At 72.8% G+C, this 24,568-nt stretch carries 20 protein-coding genes; 14 read left to right on the forward strand and 6 right to left on the reverse strand.

Annotated elements, in window-relative coordinates; genetic code table 11:
- Positions 1-8 precede the first annotated feature (8 nt).
- On the forward strand, positions 9-1,559 hold the full coding sequence (locus ACIBEC_RS10065; RefSeq protein WP_360493845.1) for a hypothetical protein: 1,551 nt from the start codon (positions 9-11) through the stop codon (positions 1,557-1,559).
- A gap of 135 nt (positions 1,560-1,694) precedes the next feature.
- On the opposite strand, the gene ACIBEC_RS10070 is transcribed toward ACIBEC_RS10065, so the two are convergent.
- Positions 1,695-3,143 carry a PqqD family protein gene (locus tag ACIBEC_RS10070; protein ID WP_360493842.1) on the reverse strand — a complete coding sequence of 483 codons (1,449 nt, stop codon included), beginning with the start codon at positions 3,141-3,143 and terminating at the stop codon, positions 1,695-1,697.
- A gap of 1,084 nt (positions 3,144-4,227) precedes the next feature.
- Between ACIBEC_RS10070 and ACIBEC_RS10075 the strand changes: the two genes are divergently transcribed.
- The 10 genes from ACIBEC_RS10075 to ACIBEC_RS10120 are packed head-to-tail and all read left to right on the forward strand — an operon-like array spanning position 4,228 to position 16,348.
- Complete coding sequence (locus ACIBEC_RS10075; RefSeq protein WP_360493839.1) at positions 4,228-5,256, forward strand: hypothetical protein; 1,029 nt, start codon at positions 4,228-4,230, stop codon at positions 5,254-5,256.
- 38 nt (positions 5,257-5,294) lie between these two features.
- Positions 5,295-6,131, forward strand: a complete 837-nt coding sequence (locus tag ACIBEC_RS10080) for a fumarylacetoacetate hydrolase family protein (RefSeq protein ID WP_360493836.1) — start codon at positions 5,295-5,297, stop codon at positions 6,129-6,131.
- Between the two features lie 33 nt (positions 6,132-6,164).
- Positions 6,165-7,889 (forward strand): non-ribosomal peptide synthetase, encoded by a 1,725-nt coding sequence (locus ACIBEC_RS10085; protein ID WP_360493833.1) that lies wholly within the window; start codon positions 6,165-6,167, stop codon positions 7,887-7,889.
- A gap of 5 nt (positions 7,890-7,894) precedes the next feature.
- The gene (asnB, locus tag ACIBEC_RS10090; RefSeq protein ID WP_360494164.1) at positions 7,895-9,667 is read left to right on the forward strand and encodes an asparagine synthase (glutamine-hydrolyzing); all 1,773 of its coding nucleotides are present in this window, start codon (positions 7,895-7,897) and stop codon (positions 9,665-9,667) included.
- A gap of 49 nt (positions 9,668-9,716) precedes the next feature.
- A complete protein-coding gene (locus tag ACIBEC_RS10095; protein WP_360493830.1) occupies positions 9,717-10,430 on the forward strand; it encodes an alpha/beta fold hydrolase in 714 nt (237 codons plus the stop codon).
- Positions 10,431-10,433: 3 nt separating this feature from the next.
- Positions 10,434-11,990, forward strand: a complete 1,557-nt coding sequence (locus ACIBEC_RS10100) for an FAD/NAD(P)-binding protein (protein ID WP_360493828.1) — start codon at positions 10,434-10,436, stop codon at positions 11,988-11,990.
- On the forward strand, positions 11,987-13,219 hold the full coding sequence (locus tag ACIBEC_RS10105) for an ATP-grasp domain-containing protein (RefSeq protein WP_360493825.1): 1,233 nt from the start codon (positions 11,987-11,989) through the stop codon (positions 13,217-13,219). The genes ACIBEC_RS10100 and ACIBEC_RS10105 overlap by 4 nt, the downstream gene beginning before the upstream one ends.
- Positions 13,220-13,225: 6 nt before the next feature.
- Complete coding sequence (locus ACIBEC_RS10110) at positions 13,226-14,272, forward strand: DMT family transporter (protein WP_360493822.1); 1,047 nt, start codon at positions 13,226-13,228, stop codon at positions 14,270-14,272.
- Positions 14,214-15,440: an ATP-grasp domain-containing protein gene (locus ACIBEC_RS10115; protein WP_360493819.1), complete on the forward strand. Its 1,227-nt coding sequence runs from the start codon at positions 14,214-14,216 to the stop codon at positions 15,438-15,440. Before ACIBEC_RS10110 ends, ACIBEC_RS10115 begins: the two co-directional genes overlap by 59 nt.
- On the forward strand, positions 15,437-16,348 hold the full coding sequence (locus ACIBEC_RS10120; protein ID WP_360493816.1) for a nitrilase-related carbon-nitrogen hydrolase: 912 nt from the start codon (positions 15,437-15,439) through the stop codon (positions 16,346-16,348). Before ACIBEC_RS10115 ends, ACIBEC_RS10120 begins: the two co-directional genes overlap by 4 nt.
- A gap of 60 nt (positions 16,349-16,408) precedes the next feature.
- On the opposite strand, the gene ACIBEC_RS10125 is transcribed toward ACIBEC_RS10120, so the two are convergent.
- From ACIBEC_RS10125 to ACIBEC_RS10135, 3 genes are all read right to left on the reverse strand, one after another.
- Entirely contained in the window at positions 16,409-16,810 is a 402-nt protein-coding gene (locus tag ACIBEC_RS10125; RefSeq protein WP_360493813.1) for a TIGR03618 family F420-dependent PPOX class oxidoreductase, read from the reverse strand.
- Positions 16,811-16,924: 114 nt separating this feature from the next.
- A complete protein-coding gene (locus ACIBEC_RS10130; RefSeq protein WP_360493810.1) occupies positions 16,925-17,560 on the reverse strand; it encodes an MBL fold metallo-hydrolase in 636 nt (211 codons plus the stop codon).
- Positions 17,557-18,642: an S-(hydroxymethyl)mycothiol dehydrogenase gene (locus ACIBEC_RS10135; protein ID WP_360493807.1), complete on the reverse strand. Its 1,086-nt coding sequence runs from the start codon at positions 18,640-18,642 to the stop codon at positions 17,557-17,559. The genes ACIBEC_RS10130 and ACIBEC_RS10135 overlap by 4 nt, the downstream gene beginning before the upstream one ends.
- A 666-nt stretch (positions 18,643-19,308) precedes the next feature.
- Here ACIBEC_RS10135 and ACIBEC_RS10140 point away from each other — a divergent pair.
- Together ACIBEC_RS10140 and ACIBEC_RS10145 are read left to right on the forward strand one after the other, a co-directional pair.
- Positions 19,309-20,529: a cytochrome P450 gene (locus ACIBEC_RS10140; RefSeq protein WP_360493805.1), complete on the forward strand. Its 1,221-nt coding sequence runs from the start codon at positions 19,309-19,311 to the stop codon at positions 20,527-20,529.
- Positions 20,526-20,783: a ferredoxin gene (locus tag ACIBEC_RS10145; RefSeq protein ID WP_360493802.1), complete on the forward strand. Its 258-nt coding sequence runs from the start codon at positions 20,526-20,528 to the stop codon at positions 20,781-20,783. Before ACIBEC_RS10140 ends, ACIBEC_RS10145 begins: the two co-directional genes overlap by 4 nt.
- A 284-nt stretch (positions 20,784-21,067) precedes the next feature.
- Here ACIBEC_RS10145 and ACIBEC_RS10150 read toward each other — a convergent pair whose 3' ends face one another.
- Positions 21,068-21,952: a PhzF family phenazine biosynthesis isomerase gene (locus tag ACIBEC_RS10150; protein WP_360493799.1), complete on the reverse strand. Its 885-nt coding sequence runs from the start codon at positions 21,950-21,952 to the stop codon at positions 21,068-21,070.
- A gap of 82 nt (positions 21,953-22,034) precedes the next feature.
- Positions 22,035-23,129, reverse strand: coding sequence for a DUF5937 family protein (locus ACIBEC_RS10155; RefSeq protein ID WP_360493796.1), 1,095 nt, complete (start codon positions 23,127-23,129; stop codon positions 22,035-22,037).
- 127 nt (positions 23,130-23,256) lie between these two features.
- Here ACIBEC_RS10155 and ACIBEC_RS10160 point away from each other — a divergent pair, with 127 nt between their 5' ends.
- Positions 23,257-24,543: an MFS transporter gene (locus tag ACIBEC_RS10160; RefSeq protein WP_360493793.1), complete on the forward strand. Its 1,287-nt coding sequence runs from the start codon at positions 23,257-23,259 to the stop codon at positions 24,541-24,543.
- Positions 24,544-24,568 lie beyond the last annotated feature (25 nt).

The raw sequence follows: 24,568 nt of genomic DNA on the forward strand, positions 1-24,568 counted from the left end.
AGCGAACATTGACGACCAACGTCTTGACCATCGGCACGCCCGTCGACGATCTGCACGAGCGGCGGCTGAACGCGGTCGCCGCGGCCGGCGCCAGGCTCGGCGCACTGACCGGAGCCCCGGCGCCGGAGCCCTCCACCCCCGCCGTCGACCTGCTGCGCGCGCTGGCGGCCGCCGGCCGGATCGCGGTGAGCGCCGAGGACGAGGCGGCCGGACCGTGGACGCTGTCCTACGTGCCCTCGGCGGCCGCGCTGACCGCGGTGGCCACCGGCCGTGCGCCCTCCTGGGGGGCGCGGGTGGACACCAAGCAGCAGAAGGCGCTGCGCCGCAGCCGGGGCGCGGTGATCCGGCTGCCCTTCGCCGAGCTCGCGGGCGGCGAGGCGAGCGGCGACGCGGCCAACGAGGCGAACGGCTCGGCGGGCGGTGATTCGCTGAGCACCTTCACCACCGACTGGTCGCCCTTCACCGCCGCCTGCGCGGTCGTGGTGCACCCCGACCACGAGGCGCTGGCCGGCACCGAGGTGCGGCAACGCCCCTACTTCAGCGGCCGGTTCGTGCGCCACCCGCTGCACGGCGACATGCTGCCCGTCTGGGTCGCCGACTGGGCCAAGCCCGAGTTCGGCACCGGCGCGGTGATCGTCAACCCGGCGCACTCGGTCGCCGACCTGGAGTTCGCGCGCGCCATCGGGCTGCCGGTCCGCTTCGGCCTCGGCGAGCAGGAGCCCGGCGCGGACCCGAAGACCTGGCTGACGCCGCCGGTCATCAAGACCGGTGTCGCGGTGCGGGCCGGCCGGCGGCACGACGGCCTGCCCCACGAGGAGGCCATGCAGGCGTACCTCGAGGACCTGCTGGCCTCCGGGCACGCCGAGACGGCCGAGTCCGTCTCGCTCGGCCGGACGCCGCTCGCGGTGCTGAGCGCCGACCCGGCCGGCGAGCTGCGCTGGGCGCCCGCGCTGCGGGCCCGCAGCCTCACCGAGGGAGCGGACGGGGCCGTGTCCGTGTCCGTGTCGATCGACCCCGCGCCGCTGCTCGCCTCGGCGGCCGCGTACCCGGCGGGGCGGGCGACCCTGGTGGCCTCCTCGGAGGCGGTCACGGCGGACCTGCTGTGGCTGCGCCTGCTGACGCTGGACGTCAAGGTCGCGCACCCGCCGGTCGCGGTGCTGCCGGTGGCCCGGGTCGGCTCGGCCCAGAACGTCGATCCGGAGTGGCTGGACGCCTCGCTACTGGTGGCGGGCCGCACGGACGAGACGGTGTCGGTCAAGGCCCAGCTCGGCGAGCAGATCGGACGCATCACCGGTGATCACGCGGCTGCGGCCGCCGCCGCCGGCGGGCCGGAGCCCACGGCGTCCAAGACCGCCGCGAAGCTCTGCGAGGCGCTCTCCGCCGCCGACTTCCCGGCCGCCTTCGGCACGGCCGCCACCATCGCGAAGACGGTACGGCGCGGGGGCGAGGTCGGGGAGTCGGAGCGCACCGCGTTCCTCGCCGCCCTGCACGTGCTCTTCGGTCTGCCGCTGCCCGAGGGCTTCTCCGCAGGTGCGCTGGACGGCGCGCTGCGCGCGTGAGCCGGGCTGATCCGGACCTGATACGGACGTGAGCCGGACCTGATTCGGACGTGAGGACGGGCGGGGCGCCGCAAGCCACCCCGCCCGTCCACCGTCGCCACCGGCCGTCGCCATCGGCTGGTGCCATCGGCCTCGTTACCGGCCGGCGACCCGGTCCAGCACCTCGTCGCCCGCCGGGTTGCGCTTCACGCTGATCCGCTTCTGGTGCGGGTCGGTGAGCATGACCTGCGGGAGGACCCCCTTCTGCGCGGGCGCGTCCCCGAACGGCGACCAGAGCGGGCCGTCGTGCAGCGCCTGCAGGTCGGTCACGCTCAGTCCGCTGATCCGCTCGAGGCGGGCGGCGAGCGCGCGGTCCACGGAGCCGGCCAGCACCTCGCGGATCCGGTCCTCGGCCTCCAGCAGGTCGGGGTGCTCCCCGGCGAGGAACTCGTGCAGGTTGGCGGCCCGTCCCGCGAAGGGCGAGTACACCATGCAGACCAGCTGCGTGGTGTCGAGCCCGAAGGCGTCCTCGCCGTACCGGGTCGCGGACTCGCGCATCGCCTCGACGCCGGCCTCGGTGGCGTAGCGCCGCTCCATCTCCTCGACGAGGTGGTCCGGGAAGTGCTTGCGGCGCATCAGTTCCAGGGCGAAGTCGGCGTACTGGTCGATGCCTTCGCGGTAGGAGCGCTGGTACACCCGCTCGGTCCGCAGTCCGCGCAGGTGGGCCATGAGCGCGGGGTTCACGCAGTCGGACTCGGTGAAGTTGAACGCGATGTCGTCGAAGACGAAGCCGAGGAAGTCCGTCAGGAGGCTCCAGTGCGCCCCTGAGGCGTAGCTCGTGTAGTCGTAGATGGAGTAGAACTGCAGCGCGGTGGGGATGGCCGAGGTCACCCCGCGCGCCTCGACCCGCTCCGCGTTCTCCAGGCCGTGGATCTCCTGGAAGTAGGCCGTGGCCAGGCCGTTGAGCGTCTCCAGGGTGCCCTGGAAACCCTTCTTGCCGTCGGCGGGCTTCAGGCCGACGCTGCGCGCCAACTGCCGGATCCACAGGGCGTAGTCGCGCTGCTCGCGGGGGGAGTCGCCGGTGATGATCAGGTCCACGCCCTCGCCGTGGCCGGCGGCCACACCGAAGGAGTCCGCCACGTTCAGGTTGCACGCGTTGCAGAAGGTGGCCCGGCCGTCCCCGTAGGTGCGGTGCCCGGACATCAGCATGTCGACCCGGTTGAACTCGATCAGCCGGTGGGGCATGCTCCGGTCGCGGTGGAAGGGGCGCACCTGGCTGCCCTCGATGAGCAGCAGTTCGACGTCCGGATCGCCGTACAGGCCCAGCGCCTGGTACGTCCGGTCGATGTTCTGCATCACCTGGTAGGGCATTCCGCCGTGCCGCATGGTCGCCACCCGCAGCCGGAAGGTCTCCCCGTGCCGTTCGGCGACGGCCAGGTGGACGGCGCGCACGAAGGCCAGCGCGTAGGAGCTGTCCTTGCCGCCGCCGTAGGCGACCATCACGGTGTTGCGCCCGAGTTCGCCCGGTCGCGGCAGCGCTTCGAGCAGTGTCGTCGCGCACTCCTCGACCGCCGGCACGTCCCGCTCCGGGAGAGCCTTCCGCAAGTTGTCAAGAATAGCCGTGCTCATGACATCCCTCCCGGCTGCTTGGTCCTCGAGGACGCAGCCGACTCCAGTCGTCGAGGCCCCGATCGTCGGGGCCCGGTGTCGTGAACGAATGCGCCGGCCGGCCGTCGATCACCCGGTGGCCGCGCAGGAAGAGGAGCCCGCTCCGGCGAACCGGGCGCGGGTGTATCTCAGATAATGGACAGAGCGGCTCGTTCGAACCCCTGGGGTCCCGAGCGGCGGAATCCAGCCTCGACCGGATGCGGGAGCAAGCGCTGAGCGACTCGTCCGGAGTCGGCGCGAGCTCTCGCCCGAAAAGCCAAACACACGTGTTCGCCCTGTGTCCAGCGAAGTCGATCAGTTCGCCCGCCTGCCCTTCGACGCCGGTCGGCCGATGGCTTCCAGCACCGATCGACCGCCGATCGACCGCCGCGGACCGCTCCGGACCGGGCCTGCCCGATCATCGACGTCTCGACATCCGAGACCGCTTCGGCTGTTCTGCCGGTTGGCTGATTCTTTCCCCTGCCGCCCCTGGGCGCGGCGGTCCCGACACCCGTCCGCAGCCGGTCCCGCTCCGCTGACCTGCAACAACCTGCCACCGGCCGGTCACTCCGAGGTCCGAAGAGACGCGACCATGCCGCCAGAACCGGACGGGCCGACTCCGACCTGACGATGCATGTCACATTCCCGACGCCCAACAAGCCGTTGATCTCCCTAAGGATGTGAGGCATAGTCAACAACCGGCGAGGACGCCGGCAATCCAGAGGGGGACTGGAGGTGGGAATCCCGTACGCGGACTTGTGTCGCGTCCGGCGAAGAAGTACTCACCATGAGGCCGGAACGCTCGCGCCCACGGCACGGTAGTGCCGGCGGCAGCGCGGCAGAGGTCGTTTCTCCATCCCGACCCTGATCGGGATTTCCACGGTCGAACTCCCTACGGTGACGTTCCATCGTTCTTGCTCCGCCGATGCGCGACCGCGCCCACCGGGAATCCGCCATGCGGTCCCGGAGGAGGTCCGGCATCGGCTCTTTCCCGCGAACCACCCATACTCATCCGCCAATCACTGAGCTCCGGAGGACGGTTATGTCTACAGCACCCGGCCCGCTGTTCGAGCCGCAGTCGAGCGAGATTCTTGACGCCACCCTGCGCGATGGCTCGTACGCCGTCGACTTCCAGCTCGAAGAGAAATTCGTCATCGAACTCCTCGGCCGACTGAACGAGACGCCGATCGGGAAGGTGGAAATCGGCCACGGCCTCGGCTACGAGGCCGAGCGTTCCGGCATCAGGGCCTGCAACATCGACCTGTCCCGGTGGTGCGAGATCGCCCGCTCGGAACTGTCGGAAACCTCCTGGGGCATGTTCGCGCAGCCCGGTTTCAGCCGGCTCGAGACGCTTCAGGAGCTCTGCGACCAGGGCATGTCGTTCGTCCGCATCGGCATGGAGGCCGACCGGGTCTCCGAGCACCTCGAGTACATCGAGCGCGCCACCGAGATCTGCGGGCAGGTCTACCTCAACCTCATGAAGACCAGCGCCACGCCCGCCGAGCAGCTGCCCAAGCTCCTGAGCGGAGTCACTCCGGCCGTGGCCGGACTGTATGTCGTGGACTCCTACGGCTCGATGCTCCCCAGCGACGTGCAGCACTACGTCGAGGTTGCCAGGGAGCACTTCCCGGTCGTCGGGTTCCACGGCCACGACAACCTCGGCATGGCGAACGCCAACAGCATCGCCGCGCTCCAGGCCGGCGCCGCCATCGTCGACGGAACGCTCGACGGCATCGGCCGCGGCGCCGGCAACGCGGAGACCGAGTCGCTGGCCGGCATCCTCAGCATGGTCGGCAGCGACAGGTACGACTACAAGCAGCTGGCCCGGCTCGCGGAGTTCTGCCGCACCAGCCTGGAACTCCTGCCGGAGAACCGGAACATGCAGGTCCTCGGCGGAGTCATCGGGATCCACTCCGGGTACTTCCCGCTCATCGAGGAACTCTGCGCCGAGCTCACCGTCGACCCGGCCCCCCTGATGGAGATCGCCGTCGACCTGGCGTCGCAAAGCGTCGGCAAGAACCACCTTCACGCCGCGGCCCAGCGGATCTCCCAGGGCCTCGCGGCGGTCTAGCGAACCCCTTTCGACCAGCGCCCTACAGGGAGGAACACATGAGGATCGCACGATTCGACGCCGGCGACGGCTACCGGATCCACGCCGGACAGGACGGCGGCTGGGTGCCGCTGTCGGCCATCGAGGGCTACCAGGCTCCCGCGCGGATCACGGACCTGCTGGACGACGCCCAAAGGAGCGAGCTCGCCGCGCTGCTCGCCTCGCGGTCGGTCGAGCCGCTGACCGACGTCCGGCTCGACGAGGCCGCGACCATCGCCGACGGCGGCGACATCTGGGGTGCCGGCCTGAACTACCGGGGCCACTCCGAGGACCTGAACACCCAGCAGCCCGCCTCCGGCCCGGGATCGTACCTGCGGCCGAGCAGCTGCCTGATCGGCAACGGGCAGCAGATCGAACTGCCGTCCCAGAGCAAGCGGGTGACCGCGGAGGCCGAACTCGGTCTCGTCATCGGTGTGGCCTGCAAGAACGTGTCGCGTGCGAACTGGCGCTCGGTCGTCGCGGGTGTCACGACCGTGCTCGACATGACCGCCGAGGACGTGATCCGCGAGAATCCGCGGTACATCCCGTGGTCCAAGGGATTCGACACGTTCTGCAGTGTGGGACCGCAGCTGGTGACGCTGGACGAGTTCGACGACGAGGCGCTCCGGAACATCCGGGTGTCGACCATCCGCAATGACGAGGTCGTCTCCTCCGCCCTGGTGTCCGCCATGAAGTACGACCTGGGCTATCTGGTCGAGTACTTCACGGCCGGTCGGACCCTCGCGCCCGGAACCGTCATCTGCACGGGAACTCCGGGAGCCGCGGTGATCAGCCCCGGAGACTCGATCAAGGCCGTCGTCGAGGGTGTGGGAACGCTCGTCCACACCGTGCGGTAGTTCGTCTGACCATCGCTGAAAAAGGTTGATCACTTGTCTGTCCAGCAGATATCAGTAGTCGACGCGATCGAGCGCGTCGTTCAGGACCATCCCGACTGCGGCGCTATCGAGACCACCGACGGCTCGATCACCTATCGGGAATTCGGCGAGCACGTCCGCGATTTCACCGCGCGGCTCGAATCGCTCACCGAACCGGGTGAGTTCATCGGAATCGAGGCCGTCCGCACCTCGGGGTCGATCGTCGCCATGGTCGGCGCGCTGACCGCAGGACGACCGTTCGTGTTCATCGACCCGCGCGACAGCGAGTCGTCGAACAAGCGGAAGGTCTCCTCGCTCGGCATCAACCTGGTCGCCGGCGCCCCTGCCGGGTCGCACGCGCCGCGACTCGCCGCGACGCCGGCCGAGTGGCGGGACGGCCCGGATGGCCAACACCGGTCATCTCAGGTCGATCTGACGGAGTATCAGGACACGCTCGGCTACGCGATCCACACCTCGGGTTCGACCGGAGAGCCCAAGTGCGTCCTGGTGCGCGCCGAGCCGTTGGTGCCCATGGTCCGGGACCACGTGCGGCGCCTGGAGCTGGACACCCGGTGCCGCACCCTGCAGTTCGCCCGACTGACCTTCGACGGGTGCATCACCGAGATCCTGTGGACCCTGACCTCGGGCGCCTGCCTGGTGATCCTCGGCGAGGAGCACCTCAGCCCGGGACCGGTGCTCCAGCGGACGCTGGAGCGGTACCGCATCACCCATCTGAAGACGACACCCTTCGCGCTGACGGCCACCGAGCCGAGCGAGGGGATGACCCTCAAGCACGTGATCAACGGCGGCGGCGCCTGTCGGCAGGCCGTGCTCCGGAAGTGGTCCGCGGCGGCGGCGTTCCACAACGCCTACGGGCTCACCGAGACCACCGTCTGCAACTTCCTCAGCGCCCCGCTGGACCCGGACGACTGCAAGGAGTCCGTCCCGCTCGGCGACCTGGTCGGCGACTGCGGGTTCGACCTCGCCCCGCTGCCGACGGCGGCCGGCGAGGCCGCCGGTTCGCCGGTGACCCGCGGCGAACTCGTCATCACCGGCAACAGCGTCGCGGTGGGCTACCTGACCGCCCAGGGCGTACGGCCCTTCCTCGACGACGACGCGGACCGGGTCTACCACACCGGCGACATCGTCGAATGCCGCGACGGACAGGTCTACTTCGTCGAGCGGCTGGACCGGCAGGTCAAGGTCCGCGGCTACCGCCTGGACCCGGGCGAGGTCGAGAGCGCGGCCTGCCGCCTCGACGGCGTCGTGGAGGCGGTCGTCACCGCCGAGTCGCACGAGAGTGGCGACGACGACGCCGCCGACGCCCTGGTCTGCTACCACCTCGGCACCGCCACCTCCCGGGAGGTGCGCACCCACCTGGAGACGGTCCTCGACTCCTACAAGGTCCCCTCGGTGATCCGGCAGATCGAGGCGGTCCCCTACACCCGCAACGGCAAGGTCGACCGCGAGGCGCTCCGGGCGAGCCGCCGCGCCGCCCCCGAGGCGGAACGGGCCGCCGCGCCGGAGGACCAGATCCTCGAACTGGTACGCCGGCTCACCGGAGTGGCCGACGCCGGCCTCGACGACAACTTCTTCGACATCGGCGGCGATTCGGCCTCGACGGTGATCCTGGTCAACAAGCTGAAGGAACTCGGCTGGATGGCCGTCGGCGTCCGGGACGTCCTCCGGGCCGAGAACCTGAAGGTCCTCGTCGACGAACTACGTGATCGGAGCGCTTGACCGCGATGTGTGGCGTATGCGGGACCTATTCCCCCAACGGTCGGGTGAATCGCAGCATCGCGGCTGCCATGCACAACCGGCTGGTCCACCGCGGACCGGACGAGACCTACTCACTCAACACCGGGACGCTGTCCGCGAAACTCGGCCGCCTCGGCTTCACCGGCCTGGTCGACGGCTGGCAGCCCGCCGAGGACCGCAGCGGCCGGTACGTGGCCATGACGAACGGCGAGGTGTACAACGCCGAGGCCCTCCGCGCGAAGGTGGGTGCCGACCGGCACCGGAACGCCGTCGACGTGTCCGTCATCCCCGAACTCGTGGCCCGGTACGGGATCCAGGGGCTCGGCCTGGTCGACGGGCAGTTCGCGACCGTCGTCTTCGACCGTGCCGAGGACACCCTGGTCCTGGCCCGGGACCGGTTCGGCGTCTGCCCGCTGTACTACACCGCGACCGGCGACGACGTCCACTTCTGCTCGGAGCTCAAGCCGCTGGTCCAGAGCGTCGACCGCTCCTGGAAGGTGGACATCGGCGCCGTCGACCAGTACTTCTCGCTGGGCAACGTCGTCGCGCCGCGGACCCTGGTGAAGGGCGTGAACGCCGTTCCCCCCGGCTGCGCCGTCCGGTTCGGTCCGGACGGCCAGGAGACCGAACGCTACTGGCGCTACGGCGAGTTCGCCCCCGCCGCGGAGGCGGTCCCGGACGAGGCGCTCCGGGCGGGGCTGCGGGGCTCGATCCGGGACCGGCTGCACGCCGACGTCGAGATCGGCGCCTACCTGAGCGGGGGGTTCGACTCCACCGCGATCCTGATGGAATCGGCCGCCCTGCTCGACCGGCCGGTCCGCACCTTCTCCATCGTGTTCGACGATCCCTCACTGGACGAGGGGCGCTTCCAGCGGGAGGTGGCGCAGCAGGCCGGCAGCAAGCACGAGCAGATCCTGTGCCGGCCGACCGACATCGCGGCACGGTTCGAGGAGATGGTCCGGCACTGCTGCTACCCGCAGCGGGAGACCTACAACGTGGCCGCCATGATGCTCGCGGACACGGTACGGTCCGCCGGCGTCAAGGGGGTCGTCTCCGGCGAGGGCGCGGACGAGCTGTTCTTCGGCTACGACTCCTACGCCTTCGACAGCGCCACCAGGTCCACCCGGAGCTCCTGCGCGGAGAACGAACAGGCCTGGGGCCGCGCGGACTTCAGCTGGGAGGTGGACTGGCGCAAGGTGCACCGCCGGCGGGAGTACCTCGCACCGGCGGCCGCCGAGGCGCTGGTGGGCGAGGAGTTCTGGCGCACCAGGCTGATCCCGTTCTCCGAGGACGAGGCGAAGCGGCTCTCGCCCATGCAGCTTCGCTCCGTCTCCGACGTCTACGTCCAGCTGGCGGGCCACCTCCTCGGCGACCACGGCGACTCCATGGTCATGAAGAACTCGATCGAGGGCCGCTACCCGTTCCTCGGGAACGAGGTGGTCTCCCTCGCACTGCGGACCGCCGACAGCGCCAAGGTGGTCGACTTCGAGGGCAAGGCCTGCCTCAAGTCGGCCTACCGGGGAATCGTCCCGGATTCCGTCCTGCAGCGCGGCAAGCACGGGTTCACCGCGTACGACCTGCGGTCGGTCGTCGACGCCCGGACCTGGGACGACTGGCGGGGCCTGGTCGAGGCCGGCGGACTCTTCGTCCCGGGCAGCCTCGACACCGTGCCGGCCCAGGGCGGCGCGGACAAGTGGGACTTCAGGCTCAGCCTGATCAGCATCGCCATGGTGATGGACGAACTGGCCCTCGGGCTCTGACCCGTGAGCCCCGCCGCCACATGTCACTGAAAGAACAGGAGAGGGACCGGTGGATCCCGAAAGTCCGAGTGTCGTCGTCTTTCCGGGTGCCGGGTCCTTCGGCACCGAACTCCGCGGACTGCTGAGCGCGTCGGGGCCGTCGGCCTGGCTCACCCGGTACCCGGGAAGGCTCGGCCGGGACTTCGGCCGGGCAGCGGGCACCTTCGAGGAGGTCGTACGGTCCTGCGTCGCCCAGGTGGAGCGGCGCCGGCCCGTACGGCCGGTCCTCGTCGGGCACAGCTTCGGCGCGTACGTGGCCCATGCCACGGCGCGGGAACTGGCGGAGCTGGGCACGGAGGTCGCCGCCCTGGTGGTGGTCGGCGCGAACGCACCGGCCCTGCTGACGGTGCCGGAGCCGCCCACGCTCCACCGGTCCGACACCGTCGCCTACCTGGAGGGCATCGACCCCGGCCTCCTGCCGGACGAGGGCGACGAGTGGCGGGAGATCGTCATCGACACCGCGATGCAGGACCTGCGGTTGCTGCGGGAGTCCACCGGCTCGACGGTCCGTGAGGTTAGCTGCCCGATCCTCGCCGTCCGCGGTGCGGAGGATCCGCTGACCTCCACCGACGGCATCGGCGCGTGGGCCGACGCCACGTCCGGCAGCTTCGTGTCCCGGACGTTCCCGGGCGGGCACTCGGACCTGCTGGACACGCCCGCCTTCGCCACGTGGCTGCGCGAGGCCTCCCGGCACTCGCCCGTCGCCACCCGAACCGCGGGCTGACCCATGGACAAGCACGCCATCATCGTCGGCGGCGGAGCCAGCGGGGTGACCCTGTTCACCCAGCTGGCCACCACGCCCGGCATCGGCGCCATCACGGTGGTCGACCCCAACCCGATCGGGCTGGGAACGGCCTTCGGCACCACCGATCCGCTGCTGCTCTGCAACACCTCCGTCGACGTCACCTCGATCGACCCCACCGGCGAGTCCGATCTGCTGAGGTACCTCGCCGCACGCGGCTGGCCGGTCCACCGCGACCACTTCGTCCCCCGCTACCTCGTCGGCCAGTACTGCCGCGAGCGGTACCTGACGTACCGCCGGGCCGCCGAACAGGCCGGCATCCGGGTCCGCCACCACCGCGCACGAGCCACCTCCGTCGGCCCCGACGACGGCGGCGGCCACACCGTCACGCTCGACGACGGGGCCCGGCTCACCGGCACCGACGTCTTCCTCTGCCTCGGCCTCGACCAGCCGGTCGTCCCCGAGCTGGTCCGCGCGCACGTCGGCCATCCGGACCTCACCGCCGCGCCGTACCCCGTCGGGCAGCTGCGCCGGCTGCCCGCCCGCGCACGGATCCTGGTGCTCGGCAGCAAGCTCGCGGCGATCGACGCGGCGATCGTGCTGGGACAGCGGGGGCGGCACGTGGTGCTCTCCTCGCCCTCCGGACAACTGCCCGCCGTCCGGACCCGGCTCACCCGGCCCGCCAGCTCGGTCCTCGACCTGGCCTCCTGGCGTCAACTCACCCCGGACTCACCGGACTTCGATCGCGAAGCAGCCCGCCTGGTGGTCTCCGCGGTGGCCCGGGCCGGATCGGGCGCCGCGCTGCGCGCCCAGACCAGCGGCGCGACCGCACCCGCCGACCGGCTGGCCGAGGAACTGCGCCTCGCCGAGTCCGGACAGGTCCCGTGGCAGGACGCAATCGCCGAGATCATCGACGCGATCAACGACAGCACCGCGCCCTGGCCCGCGGACACCCGCAGGACGGTGCTCGGACGGTACCGGCACGTCATCTCCCGCTACATCTCCTCCATTCCGGTCCGCAACGCCCGACTGCTGCTCGAACGCCTCACCGAGGGCACGCTGACGGTCGCCCCGCGACTTCCGGAAGCCGTCACCCCGGCCGAGTCCGGCCCCGGGTGGCTCGTCCGGTGGGCGGACGACCGCACCGAACACATCGACCACATCGTCTGCGCGGCCGGCTACCACAAGCCGACCCTGCGCCGACTCCCGGACCGCACCCTGCTGCTCCACTCCGACCCGGCCCTCGCCGTGACGGGCACCGAGCCGGAGATCTCCCCCGGCCTCCGGGTGTGCGATCCGCGAACCGGCGAACCCGAGCGGGTCTGGGTGCTCGGCGCCGCCTCGCACCCCCGGGCCGCCATCGTCAACTACCTGAACACCGCGGCCCGTCAGGCGACCGGCATCGCCACCGACCTGCTCTGGGGCGCGCACGACGCACCCACCCCTGCCATCAGGGTCACCGACACCATCAGGGTCAACGACACCATCAAGGCCAACAACACCGTCAAGGCCACCGTCACCGCCACCGGAAGGCTCGTATGATGTTCGTCCTCGTCAACCCCGTCTCCACCGGAAAGGCACTGGCCGAGGCCTTCCGGGAAGAGGGCGCGGACTGCCTGCACCTGTACGACGCGTCGCTCCGGGCCGCGTACGACGCGGACGGCTCCCCGCACACCATGGTGCACGAGGACCTCGCCAAGACCCTCGAGGTGCTGGGCGGCCTGCGCCCGACCGCCGTCATCGCCGCGAGCGAGTACGGCGTCCTGCTCGCCGACGAGCTCGCCACCAGGCTCGGACTGCCGCACCACCGGCCCGAGCAGGCCGCGGCCCGCCGCGACAAGGAGCTGATGGTCCGGGCCCTGGAGCAGGCCGGCGTGCCCGCCGCGCGCACCGGATCGGTCCGCGACGAAGCCGAGCTGACCGACCTGCTCGCCCGCTGGGACAGCTACCCCGTGATGGTCAAGCCGCGCGACAGCGCCGGCAGCGACGGCTGCACCATCTCCGCCGACCCGGAGACGGCCCTGACGGCCTTCCGCGCGATCGTCGACCGGCAGAACCTGATGGGCGAGGTCAACGACGACGTCCTCGTCCAGGAGTTCCTGACCGGCACCCAGTACATCGTGAACACCGTGAGCATCGACGGCCGCCACCTGGTGAGCGAGGTGTACGCGGAGCGCATCGACCACATCGACGGCGCCCCGGTGCTGCGCCACATCATCTCCCGGCCGCAGCTCGACGCGGCGGAGGCGGAGCTGGTCGGCTACGTGCTGGACTGCCTCGACGCCCTGGGCATCCGGGAGGGGGCCGCCCACACCGAGGTCATGCTGACCCCGGCCGGACCGCGCCTGGTCGAGGTCAACTCCCGCGTCATGGGCCCCTCGCTGGCCCCGGACCCGTACCACGCGGCCTTCGGATACAGCCACCAGCACCTCGTCGTGGAGCGCTTCCTGCGCCCCGAGGAGTTCGCGCTGCGCCTCGAACTCCCCTACACGGCGGCCCGGTCGGTCGCCAAGGTCTTCCTCCGCTCCGACCGCCCGGGGAAGCTGCTGGCCGTGGACGGCGCCCGCATCCTGCGCCGCCTGCCCGGCTTCCACAGCATCGACCGGCTGCCCGAGATCGGGCAGCCCATCCTCGACCGGTACCTCACCACCGGCGCCAGCGGCATCGCCTACCTGGTCCACGAGGACGAGCACCTGCTGCTGAACTCGCTCGGCGTCATCCACGACCTGGAGGACAGCGGAGCCCTCTACCGCCTCGCCGAACAGGACTGACCGCCGGTGCCGATCGCGCTCATCGCCCTCTCCGTCCTGCTCCAGGCCGGGACGGAGGGCTTCCTCTCCGGCCGGCTCGACCCGGCCGGCAGCCTGCTCTTCTCCTGCCTGGCGTTCCTCGCCACCGCGGTGGTGTTCACCCTGACCACCGTGCTGCGCGGCAAGCACCGGGGAGCGCTGGCCGACCGCGAGGTCAGACGGCTGCTGGTCCAGATGAACCTGGCGAGCGCACTGACCTTCCTGGGCTACTTCGTGGCGCTGGCCTGGGTGCCCGCCGCACTGGCCGCGAGCCTTATGGCCGGCGTCGGCCCGCTCGCCGTCGCCGTCCTCGGCGCGGCCCGGGGCGTCGGCGGCCCGGGCCGCGCGGGCTGGCTCCGGGCGGGCGCGCTGCTCGCGGTGTCGCTGGCGGTGGCCGCCTGTACCCGGTCCGGCGAGACGGCGGCGATCGGACCGGAGGTCCTCGGCGGCGGCCTGCTGGCGGTGCTCTCCGGCTTCGGCGCGGCCCATCTGGCGACCGTTTCGCGGAAGTTGGGCGACCTCAAGGTGGACCCGGTGGTGGTGACGGCCCACCGCTTCCACCTCACCTACCTGCTGGCCGGCGTGCTCCTCGCGGCTCAGGAAGGCGGCCCGACGGGCCACGGGCTGTCGCTCGGCGCGGCCTCGCTGGCGGCGGTGGCGGGGGTGGTCGTCCCGCTGTACCTGCTCCAGATCGGCGCGCAGCGCTGCCCCCCGGTGATCACCATGGTGCTGCTCACCACCCTCCCCGGACTGACCTACCTGGCACAGGTGCTGTTCGGCGACCGGTTCAGGCCGCTCAGCGCGGTGCTGATCACGGCGCTGGTGGCGCTCGCCGTGCTGTTCACCCGGCTCGAGGCCCGGCCCCGGCGTTCCCCCGCCGCGACCACCGCTCCGGCCGCCACCTCGACCGATCCCGCAACCTCGACCGGCCCCACTGCCTCGACCGACCCCGCAACCACGACAGAAGGAGACCGCGATGCCGACCGTGCTGGTACTCGGGGGCGCGGCACCCAGGGAGTCCGGCTTCGTCCGTGACATCTGCGACCGCGCGATGGACCAGTTCCGCAAGCGCGGCGTCCGCGTCGTCCTCACCGACACCCGGGAGAACCTCGCAGCCGCACCGGAGCTCACCGCCCTGGCCGACGAGGTCCACGAACTGGACTTCGCCGACGCGTCGGCCTGCCAGGACTGGGCCGCCGCCTACGCCCGGCACTCCCCCGTGCACGCGGTCGTCGGCTACCGCGAGTACGCCGCCGTCAGCGTGGCCTCGGTCGCCGCGCTCCTCGGCGTCCCGGGCAACCCGCCCGAGGCGGTGCGACTCGTCCGGACGAAGGACGAGTGCCGCGAGCACCTGCGCCGCCACGGCTTCCGGCAGCCGGAGTTGACGGTCTGCGCGTCCGCGGAGGAGGCCACGGACTTCCTGCGGGAGCACGGACCCGACGTGGTGGTCAAACCCCGCCGGGGCTCCAGCAGCGAGGGAGTGAGCCGGGTCTCGGACCCGGCCGCGATGGCCGCCGCCTTCCGGGACGCCCGGGACGCCGACGGCCTGGCCCTGGTCGAGGAGTTCGTGCACGGCCGCGAGTTCAGCGTGGAGGGCCTGTTCACGCAGGGCACGCCCCACGTCCTCGCCGTCACCGAGAAGGCGCTCGCCCCTGGCGGGTTCGTGGAGATGGGCCACACGATGCCCGCCGCGCTCGGCGACGACGAGGCCGAGGTCGTCTCCACCGTGACGGCGGCACTCCGGGCGATCGGCCTGCGGCGCGGCCACTTCCACGTCGAGTGCTGGGTCACCGGGTCGGGTGTCGTACTCGGCGAGGTCCACGCCCGCCAGGGCGGGGACTGGATCCACGCGATGCTGGAGTGGTGCCACCCGGAGCTCGAGCTCTACGGGCACTGGCTGGACGACCTCCTCGGCACACCCCCCGCCGGTGTACCGGCGCGCGCCACGCGGGGCGCCGCCGTACGCTTCCTGGCCCCTCCCGCCGGCGTCGTCACCTCGGTCGGCGGCTGGTCCGAGGTGGCCGACGACCCCTCGGTGCTGGCCGCCACCTGCACCCTGGCGGTCGGCACCCGCATCCACCCCGTCACCTCCAACCTCGACCGGCACGGGGCGATCGTCGTGGGTGCGGCGGACGCCGCTCAGGCCCGGACCAAGGCCGAGTTGCTGCAAGGCTCGCTGACCGTCGAGGTGCGCCGGCCGTGACCACCGTGACCGCCGCCGTCGTGCAGGCGGCCGCCCGGCTGTTCGACACGCCGGGCGCGCTGGCCCGCGCCGAGGAGCTGATCCGCGAAGCCGTCCTGGGCCACCGGGCCGAGGTCGTCGTGCTGCCCGAGGCGTTCCTCGGCGGCTACCCCAAGGGCCTGGACTTCGGCGTCAGCGTCGGCGACCGCACCCCGGCCGGCCGCGAGCTGTTCCGCCGCTACCACGCCTCCGCCGTCACCGTCCCCGGCCCGGAGGTCGACGCGCTGGCCGCCCTCACCCGGGAACTGGGCTGCCACGCGGTGGTCGGCGCGGTGGAGCGGCGCGGCGCCACCCTGTACTGCGTCGCCCTGTTCTTCGGCCCCGACGGCTACCTGGGGCTGCACCGCAAGCTGATGCCGACCGCGGCGGAACGCTACCTGTGGGGCCAGGGCGACGGCTCCACCCTCACGGTCGTCGACACCGGCAGGGCCCGCCTGGGGGCGGCGATCTGCTGGGAGAACTACATGCCGCTGTTCCGCACGGCGATGTACGCCAAGGGCGTCGACCTGTGGTGCGCACCGACCGTGGACGCCCGCGACGCCTGGCAGGTGACCATGCGGCACGTCGCGCTGGAGGGGCGCTGCTTCGTCCTCAGCGCCTGCCAGTACCTGCGCCGCGACGCCCTCCCGCCCGACCTCCACCCGGTCCAGGGCGACGCCCCCGACACCGTCCTGATCGGCGGCGGCTCGGTCATCGTCTCCCCTCTCGGCGAGGTCCTGGCCGGCCCGCTGCGGGACGGCGAGGGCATCCTGTCCGCCGAACTCGACCTTGACGATCTGGCGCGCGCCCGCTTCGACTTCGACCCCGTCGGTCACTACGCCCGCCCGGACGTCTTCACCCTCCACGTCGACGAGTCGACCCGCAGGTAGGCGTGCGGATAGGCCTGCGAGTCGACCCGCGCGAGAACGGCCGTTCCGGTGAAGGGAGCCTCAGCCCCGGCCGAGGACGCGGTCCACGGTGATCTCGATGACCACCCGGTCCGGGTTGACCCGAGGCTGGCGGTAGCGCTCCGCATAGCGCCGCTCGGCCTCGGCCACCTGCTCGGGCTCGTCCCGGACGACCGCGACGCCCTCCAGGGTCGCCCACCTCGCCCGGTCCACCTGGCAGACCGCGACCCGCAGGCCCTCCGGCCCCGCCTGCGCGACATTGAGCGCCTTGCGACTGGTGCGGCTGGTGATCACCCGGGCGGTCGCCGTCTCCGGCTCGAACGTCACACCGACCGGCACCACGTGCGGCGTGCCGTCCGGGCGGATGGTGGTCAGCGTGGAGATGTGCCGCTCACGCCAGAAGGCGAGCATGGCGTCGTCGAGGTCGCGCGGGTCATGGGTCATGATCGCGATCGTACGGCCCCCGGGGAACGATCAAGCCCCGGGGGCCGTACGGGCCGACGAGTCGACGGCCGGCGTGCGCGTCAGTGCCCGCAGCGCGTCAGGGCCCGCGGCGCGTCAGTGTCCGCGGGCGATCCACTCCGGCAGGGCCGGGGCCTCGGCGCCGATGGTGGTCGGGTCGCCGTGGCCGGTCCGCACCACCGTGTCCGCCGGGAGCGTCAGCAGGCGCTCGCGGATCGAGTCGATGATGGTCGGGAAGTGCGAGAACGACCGGCCGGTCGCGCCCGGGCCGCCCTGGAAGAGGGTGTCGCCGGTAAAAACCGTGCCCAGGTCGGGCGCGTACAGGCAGACCGCGCCCGGGGCGTGCCCCGGGGTGTGCAGCACGGTCAGCTCCGTGCCGGCCACCTCGATCCGCTGCCCGTCGGCCAGTTCGCCGTCCGGGAGGCGGTCCGGGTGGGTGAGCCTCCACAGCGGCAGGTCGTCCGGGTGCAGCAGGATCGGCGCACCGGTGCGCGCCGCGAGGGCCGGAGCCGCGTCGATGTGGTCGTTGTGCGCGTGCGTGGAGACGATCGCCCGCAGCCGGCGGCCGCCGAGCGCCACCTCGATGGCCTCCGCGTCGTGCGCGGCGTCGATCACCACCGCCTCCTCGTCGTCGCCGACGATCCAGACGTTGTTCTCCACCTCCCAGCTGCCGCCGTCGAGCTCGAAGGTCCCGGCGGTCACCAGCCGGTCGACACGGGCCTCAGAGGTCACAGGGTCACCACCGAGCGGAGGACGTCGCCCTGGTGCATGCGCTCGAAGGCCTGCTCCACCGCGTCGAGTTCGATGGTCTCGGTGACGAAGGCGCGCAGGTCCAGGCGGCCCTGGAGGTAGAGGTCGATGAGCATCGGGAAGTCCCGCGAGGGCAGGCAGTCGCCGTACCAGGAGGACTTCAGGGCGCCGCCGCGGCCGAAGACGTCGAGCAGCGGGAGCTCCAGCGTCATCTCCGGGGTCGGCACGCCGACCAGGACGACGGTGCCGGCCAGGTCGCGGGCGTAGAACGCCTGCCGGTAGGTCTCGGGCCGGCCGACCGCCTCGACGACGACGTCCGCGCCATTGCCGCCGGTCAGCTCGCGGATGGCCTCGACCGGGTCGGTGGTGCGGGAGTTGACGGTGTGGGTGGCGCCGAGCCTGCGGGCGGTCTCCAGCTTGCGGTCGTCGATGTCGACGGCGATGATCTTCGCCGCGCCCGCCAGCCGGGAGCCCATCACGGCCGCGCCGCCGACACCGCCGCAGCCGATGACGGCGACCGAGTCGCCGCGGCCGACGTTGCCGGTGTTGATCGCGGCGCCGAGGCCCGCCATCACGCCGCAGCCCAGCAGGCCGGCGACGGCCGGCTCGGCCGCCGGGTCGACCTTGGTGCACTGGCCGGCCGCGACCAGGGTCTTCTCGGCGAACGCGCCGATGCCCAGGGCCGGGGACAGCTCGGTGCCGTCCAGCAGCGTCATCTTCTGCCTGGCGTTGTGGGTGTCGAAGCAGTACTGCGGGCGCCCGCGCCGACAGGCACGGCACTGGCCGCACACCGCACGCCAGTTGAGGACCACGAAGTCGCCGGGCGCAACCTCGGTGACGCCCTCGCCGACCGACTCCACGATGCCCGCGGCCTCGTGGCCGAGCAGGAACGGGAACTCGTCGTTGATGCCGCCCTCGCGGTAGTGGAGGTCGGTGTGGCAGACGCCGCAAGCCTGGATCCGGACCACCGCCTCGCCCGGACCGGGGTCCGGCACCACGATCGTGGTCACCTCCACGGGCGCGCCCTTGGCACGCGCGATGACTGCCTTGACCTGCTGGGCCATCCGATTCCACCTCCGTCGGCCGATGCCGCTCCGCACCGGCGTGACCTGCGACGACACGACTGCAGAAGGACTGCAGAAGCACTGCCCACGAAGCGTAGCGCCCGCTCCGCCGGCCGCCGGCGGAGCGGGGGGCGATCCGGCGTGATCCGCCTCACCGCGCGTGCCGACGGCGTGTCAGCCGATGCCGCCGCACGTCACGGAACCTCACGGCACCTCAGGTGGCACATGCCGGCGGCCTACCCGCCGACCTATCCGGCGGCCGCCCGGCCCCCGCCCGGCACGGCCGCCCAGGCGGGGGCGCACGGACGGCGCTGAGCGCTCGTCAGCACGCCTCGAACTGCCCGGAAAGCATCGGTGTTGGCTGGAAGTGCCGCAGACGGGCGCCCTACGGCCCACGTACGGTCGTAGCAGAGACGGTCCACGCGACCACGCTCAGCACACCCGCCCCACCCGGCGGCGCGCCACCGCGCGCCCGTGTCAGGCGCGTACCGACCGTACGCCCCCGCACATGTCGCGCCTCCCCGCAGCCTCCCCGCAGCAGATGCCCGACCCAGCCCCGGCCCGTGTCGAGCCGCCAGCCGGCCGCACCACCCGTCCCCCGCACCATCCTCGGACCACCCCCCGTCGGACCGCCCCCGCGGCCCCGCCCTGGAGTCTGGAGTACGGATGTCCACCGAGAACAGTGCGACCGGTGCCGGAACCGGCACCGCCCCGCTTCCCCCGCTGCACTGCCTGCGCCACCTGGAGCCCGGCCCGCCCCGGCTCGCCGCGCTGCCCACCGGCACGCCGGTCTGGCTGGTCAGCCGGCACGCCGATGTCCGGCAGGTGCTGACGGACCCGCGCCTGGGCCGCGCCCCGCTCTACGCGCCGGACGCGCCGCCGGTCACGGTCACGCCCAACATCCTGGACGACCCGCAGAGCATGCTGAACATCGACGGCACCGAGCACCAGCGGCTGCGCCGCACCGTGCAGCGGGCCTTCACCCCGCGCGCGATAGCCCGTTGGAAGCCGTGGGTGGCATCCGTCGTCGAGTCGCTCATCGACGAGCTGATCGACCACGGTTCCCCCGCCGACATCGTCGCCGCCTACACCCGGCCGCTGCCGGTCGCGGTGATCAGCCGGCTGATGGGCCTGGACAACCTGGACACCAAGCGGCTCGCCCACTGGAGCGACCACGCGCTCTCCACCACGGCCTACACCGCCGAGGCGATCGGCACCGCGATGACCGAGTTCTCCGCCTTCGGCGCCGAGGTGATCGCCGAGCGGCGGGCCGAGCCTGGTGACGACCTGGTCAGCGGCCTGCTCGCGGCCGCCGCCGAGGACGGCTCGATCACCGAGGCGCAGCTGGTCGCGCTGGTCATCGGCCTGGTCGTGGCCGGCCACGAGACCACCATGACCAGCCTCGGCAACGCCCTGGTCTACCTGCTCGCCGACGGCCGCGAGGCCTGGCAGCAGCTCGCCTCCGACGAGACCAGCGCCGCCGCCGCGACCGAGCAGCTGCTGCGCGCCGTCCCGCTCGGCGACGCCCACGAGCACATGCCCGGACTGATGCGGCGCACCGTCGAGGAGGTGGAGATCGGCGGGGTGGTCATCCCGGCCGGCAACGTGGTCGCCGCCGACACGGCCGCCGCCAACCACGACCCGGACGTCTTCACCGGGGACCTGCGCACCGAGCTGTTCTCCCCGCCGGCCGCGCCGATGCTGACCTTCGGGGCCGGGCCGCACCACTGCCTGGGCGCCTGGCTGGCCCGGATGGAGCTGGAGCTCGCCCTGCACCGGCTGGCCCGCCGGCTGCCCGCCCTGCGGATGGCCGACGCTGCCGAACGGATCGACTGGCGGCGCGGCCTGCTCACGCGCAGCCCGAACTCCCTGCGGGTGAGCTGGTGACGGGCCGGGCCGACACCGAACCGGTGATCGTCCGGGTCGACCGGGACCGCTGTATCGGCTCCGGAATGTGCGCTCGCAGCGCACCCGACTCGCTGGCCCTCGGCGCGGACGGACTCGCCGCGCCGCTGGCCGAATACGCGGACGGCGGCGCCGAGTTGACGGACGAGCTGACCGAGGCGGTGGACTTCTGCCCGGTCGAGGCGCTCACCCTCCACTCGGCCCGCGGGGGCTACCGGATCGATCCGGCGGAGTGACGCCCATCCTGGTGTCGCCTGCCGCACGGGCGCTGCCCGCCACCACCGCGGCGGGCGGATCCCCCGCGGCCGGCGACACCGGGCGACGCTGGAGCGCCGCCTCGCCGTACGGAACGGCCAGGCGGGCGCCAACGCGTGACCGTCGGCGAGAAGCTGTTCCACCGCTACCTGGCCGATTTCGAGGAGCCGCGGGCGAGGGCGGGCAGGTCCTGCCGCAGCCCTCGCCCTGACGGCCCCCGGCCCCGGCCCCCCGGCCTCACCGCATCGCCATCACCGCATCGCCATCACCGCATCGCCACCGCCGTACCCGAGACCCGCACGCGGGCGTCCTCCGCCCGCAGTTCGACCCGCAGCACTCCCGGGCGGCCCAGGTCCTCGCCCTGGTGCAGCGTCAGGACCGTCGGGGCCGCCACCGCGCCCAGCTCCCGCAGGTACGCGCCGAACGCGGCCGCGGCGGCGCCGGTGGCCGGGTCCTCGACCACGCCGCCGACCGGGAAGGGGTCGCGGACGTGGTAGACCTCGGGCGTCTCGCGCCGGACGAGTTGGAGGGTGGTCAGGTCGCGGGCCCGCATGTAGTCCGCCAGGCCGTCGAAGTCGTAGTCGAGGCGGGCCAGCCGCTCGCGGGTGCCGGCGGCGAGGACGAGGTGCCGGGCACCGGCGTAGGCGATGCGCGGCGGCAGGGCCGGGTCCAGGTCGGCGGCGGCCCAGCCGAGCAGGGCGAGCGCCTCCTCGACGTCGGCCGCGGTGACCTCCTCGACCTTCGGTTCGACACTGGTGAGGGTGGCCCGCAGCAGTCCGTCGGTGCCGCGCTCGACCTCGACCGGGACGTCCCCGGCGGCCGTCGCGAAGGCGTACCGCCCGGGGCCGATGTGCTCGGCGAGGGCGACGGCGGCGGCGACCGTCGCGTGCCCGCAGAACGGCACCTCCGCGAGCGGGCTGAAGTACCGTACCCGGTACGCCCCTTCGGCCGGGCCGGCGGTGAGGAAGGCGGTCTCCGAGTAGCCGATCTCGGCGGCGATGGCGAGCATCCGCGGGTCGGTCAGCCCGGTGGCGTCGAGCACCACGCCCGCCGGGTTGCCGCCCTCGGGGCGGGTGGCGAAGGCGGCGTAGCGGAGGATCTCGGGCGAGGAGCCGGAGGAGCCGGAGGAGGCGGCAGCGTCGTCGGTCATGCCCGGACGAACGCGTTCCCCCTGCCCGCTGTTCCCGCACGGCCGCTGCCGTCGTGCCGCCGTTCCCGTGCCGCGCGCCGGGTCACCGGAGCACCGCCTCCAGGAAGTCCGAACCGAGCCGGGCGCTGCCCGCCAGGTCGAGCTGGTAGAGCATGTACCGCCCGCGCCGCTGCGTGGTGAGCAGCCCGGCCTTCCGCAGCACGGCCAGGTGGCGGGAGACCTCGGGCGCGCTGAGGTGCCAGGCGGAGGCCAGTTCGACGGTGGTGTGCGGGCCGCGGGCCATGGTGCGGGCGAGGCGCAGCCGGACGGGGTGGGCGAGCGCCTCCAGGCGCTGCTGGACGAGGGCGAGTGAGACCGGCTCGGGCAGGCCGGGTTCGGCGGTCGGGTACTGCAGGACGGGCCGCCAGCCGGGGGCGTAGACGACCAGGAGGTGGGGGCGGCCGAAGGCGGTGGGGATGAAGGTGACGCCTCCGCTGTCGGCGGCGTCGGCGGTGGAGTCCTGCAGCTTGTCGATGACGATCCGCCGCCGCCCGTCGCCTTGGTCGAGGGTGACGGATGGTGAGAGGGCGGCGAGTGTCTCGCCGAGGCCCCGGCGGGCCAACAGGTCGGCTTTGCGCCGGGCGTCGGCGGCGAGGTCGGGCAGGACGCGCTGCCAGGCGTCGGCGAAGAAGGCCGGCACGCAGTCCTCCAGCATTCGCCGTACCAGTGCCCGGACGGCGGGCGGGTCGGCGAGCAGCCGGTCGGCGAAGGCGGCCTGCCGGGGGCCGCGGGCGAGGGCGAGGTCGCGGGCGAGCTCGTTGGCGGCGGGGTCGGTGAGCGGGGAGGCGGTCCGGCGGTTGAGCCGGGAGGAGCCGCAGGTGGTGATGAGGGCGCCGGTGACGTACAGCTCGTCGTCGATCCGGTCGACGGCGTCGAGTTCCTCGGCGAGGGTGGCGCCGGGCAGGCCGGGGACGAGGAAGTCGGCGCGCGAGGAGCGCCACAGGAAGTCGGCTTCCAGGAGCCGCTCGGCCAGCTCCGGCGGGATCGCGGCGGTGGTGCTGCTCGCCCAGCCGTGCAGCGCGGGGTGGTGCGCGGGCTCGGCGAGGACGTGCAGCATGGCGTTCAGCTCGGCGAGCGGGGAGGGCGTGAAGAGCAGGCGTTCGTCGGACAAGCCGGTGATGTCGATGGTCACACTCATATGCCTGCCTCGCTTCGCTCACTCACGCGGCAGATCCTGTCACCCCGTGCCGCCACGTCCGCCCCCGATTGACGGGAACCGTCAATCGGCGTGCCAGGCGGCCCGGCCGGGGCGGACGGTACCGGCCATGAGCCTGATTCAGGAGAAGTCCGTCCATGACCACGCCGCCGTCCGCGGCGGGGAGCCGCCCGCCCCGCCGGTCGGTGGGGGCCGCCGGGGCCCGTCCGCGCTGCTGAGCCTGCTGACCGCCGCCGGCGGGCCCCGGTACGCCGTCGCGCTGGCGGTGGACGCGGTGGGCGGCGGCATGCTGCGACCGTTCCTGCTGCTGTACGGGGTCGGCGTGCTGCACCTGGGCGCGGGGGCGGTCGGGCTGGCGCTGTCGGCCGGGATGGTCGCGGGCCTGCTGGTGGTGCCGCTGACCGGCCGCTGGATCGACCGTGGCGCCCGGACCCTGCCCGCGGCCGTCACCCTGCTGCTGCGGGCGGCGGGCGCGCTGACGCTGCTGCTCGCGGACGGCCTGCCGGGGTTCACGGCGGCGGCGGTGCTGTTCGGGGTGGGCAGCCAGTCCTGGCCGACGACGCACGCCGCGGTGGTGAGCACGCTGACCGACGGACGGCTGCGGGACGCGGCGCTCGCCGCCGGGCGGTCGGTGCGCAACGCGGGGCTGGGCCTGGGCGCGCTGCTGGCCACCGTGGCGGTGAGCGGCGGGGCGGGCACGATCCGGCTGCTGGCCGGGGTGACGGGCGCGGCCTGCCTGGTCGCCGCCGCACTGGTGGCCTCGCTGCGGGTGCGGGCCCGCCAGGAGGGTGCGCCGAAGGCGGCGCACGACGGTCCCCGGGAGCGGCGCGCGCCACTGCGCCGGATCAGTCTGCTGAGCCTCGCCAATCTGCCGTACGCGTTCTGCTTCGACGTGCTGGAGGTGGCGCTGCCCGCGCTGCTGGTGCTGCACCTGCACGCCTCCCCGGCGTGGTCCTCGGGCCTGTTCGTGGGCAACACGGTGCTGGTGATCGCCCTGCAGCTGGCGCTGGTGCTGCGCTTGGCGGACCGTTCGCGGCGCGCTGTGCTGGCGGCCTCGGGGGCACTGCTGGCGGTCTCGTACCTGGGCTTCTGGGGAGCCGGGGCGCTGGGCGGCACCCCGGGGACGGCAGGCATCGCGGTGGTCTCGGTGCTGTACACGCTGGGCGAGATCCTCTACACCGGTTCGGGGACCGCGCTGGTCGCGGCGGTCGCCCCGCCGCACCTGCTGGGGCGGGCGCTGGCCCGCTGGGAGCTGTCGATGGGCGTGGGCCGGGCGGCCGCGCCGGCGGTGGTGACGGCCCTGCTGGCCGCCGGTCCGGGCGCGCTGTGGCTGCCGCTCGCCGCCGCCACCGCGCTGGGGGCGCTGGCGGTGCTGCGGCTGGGCCCGGCACAGTAGGGTCGGCCGGCGGGTGGGATGATCA

Origin of the sequence: Kitasatospora sp. NPDC051164, from assembly GCF_044455625.1 — a bacterium.
Classification (GTDB): Bacteria; Actinomycetota; Actinomycetes; order Streptomycetales; family Streptomycetaceae; genus Kitasatospora.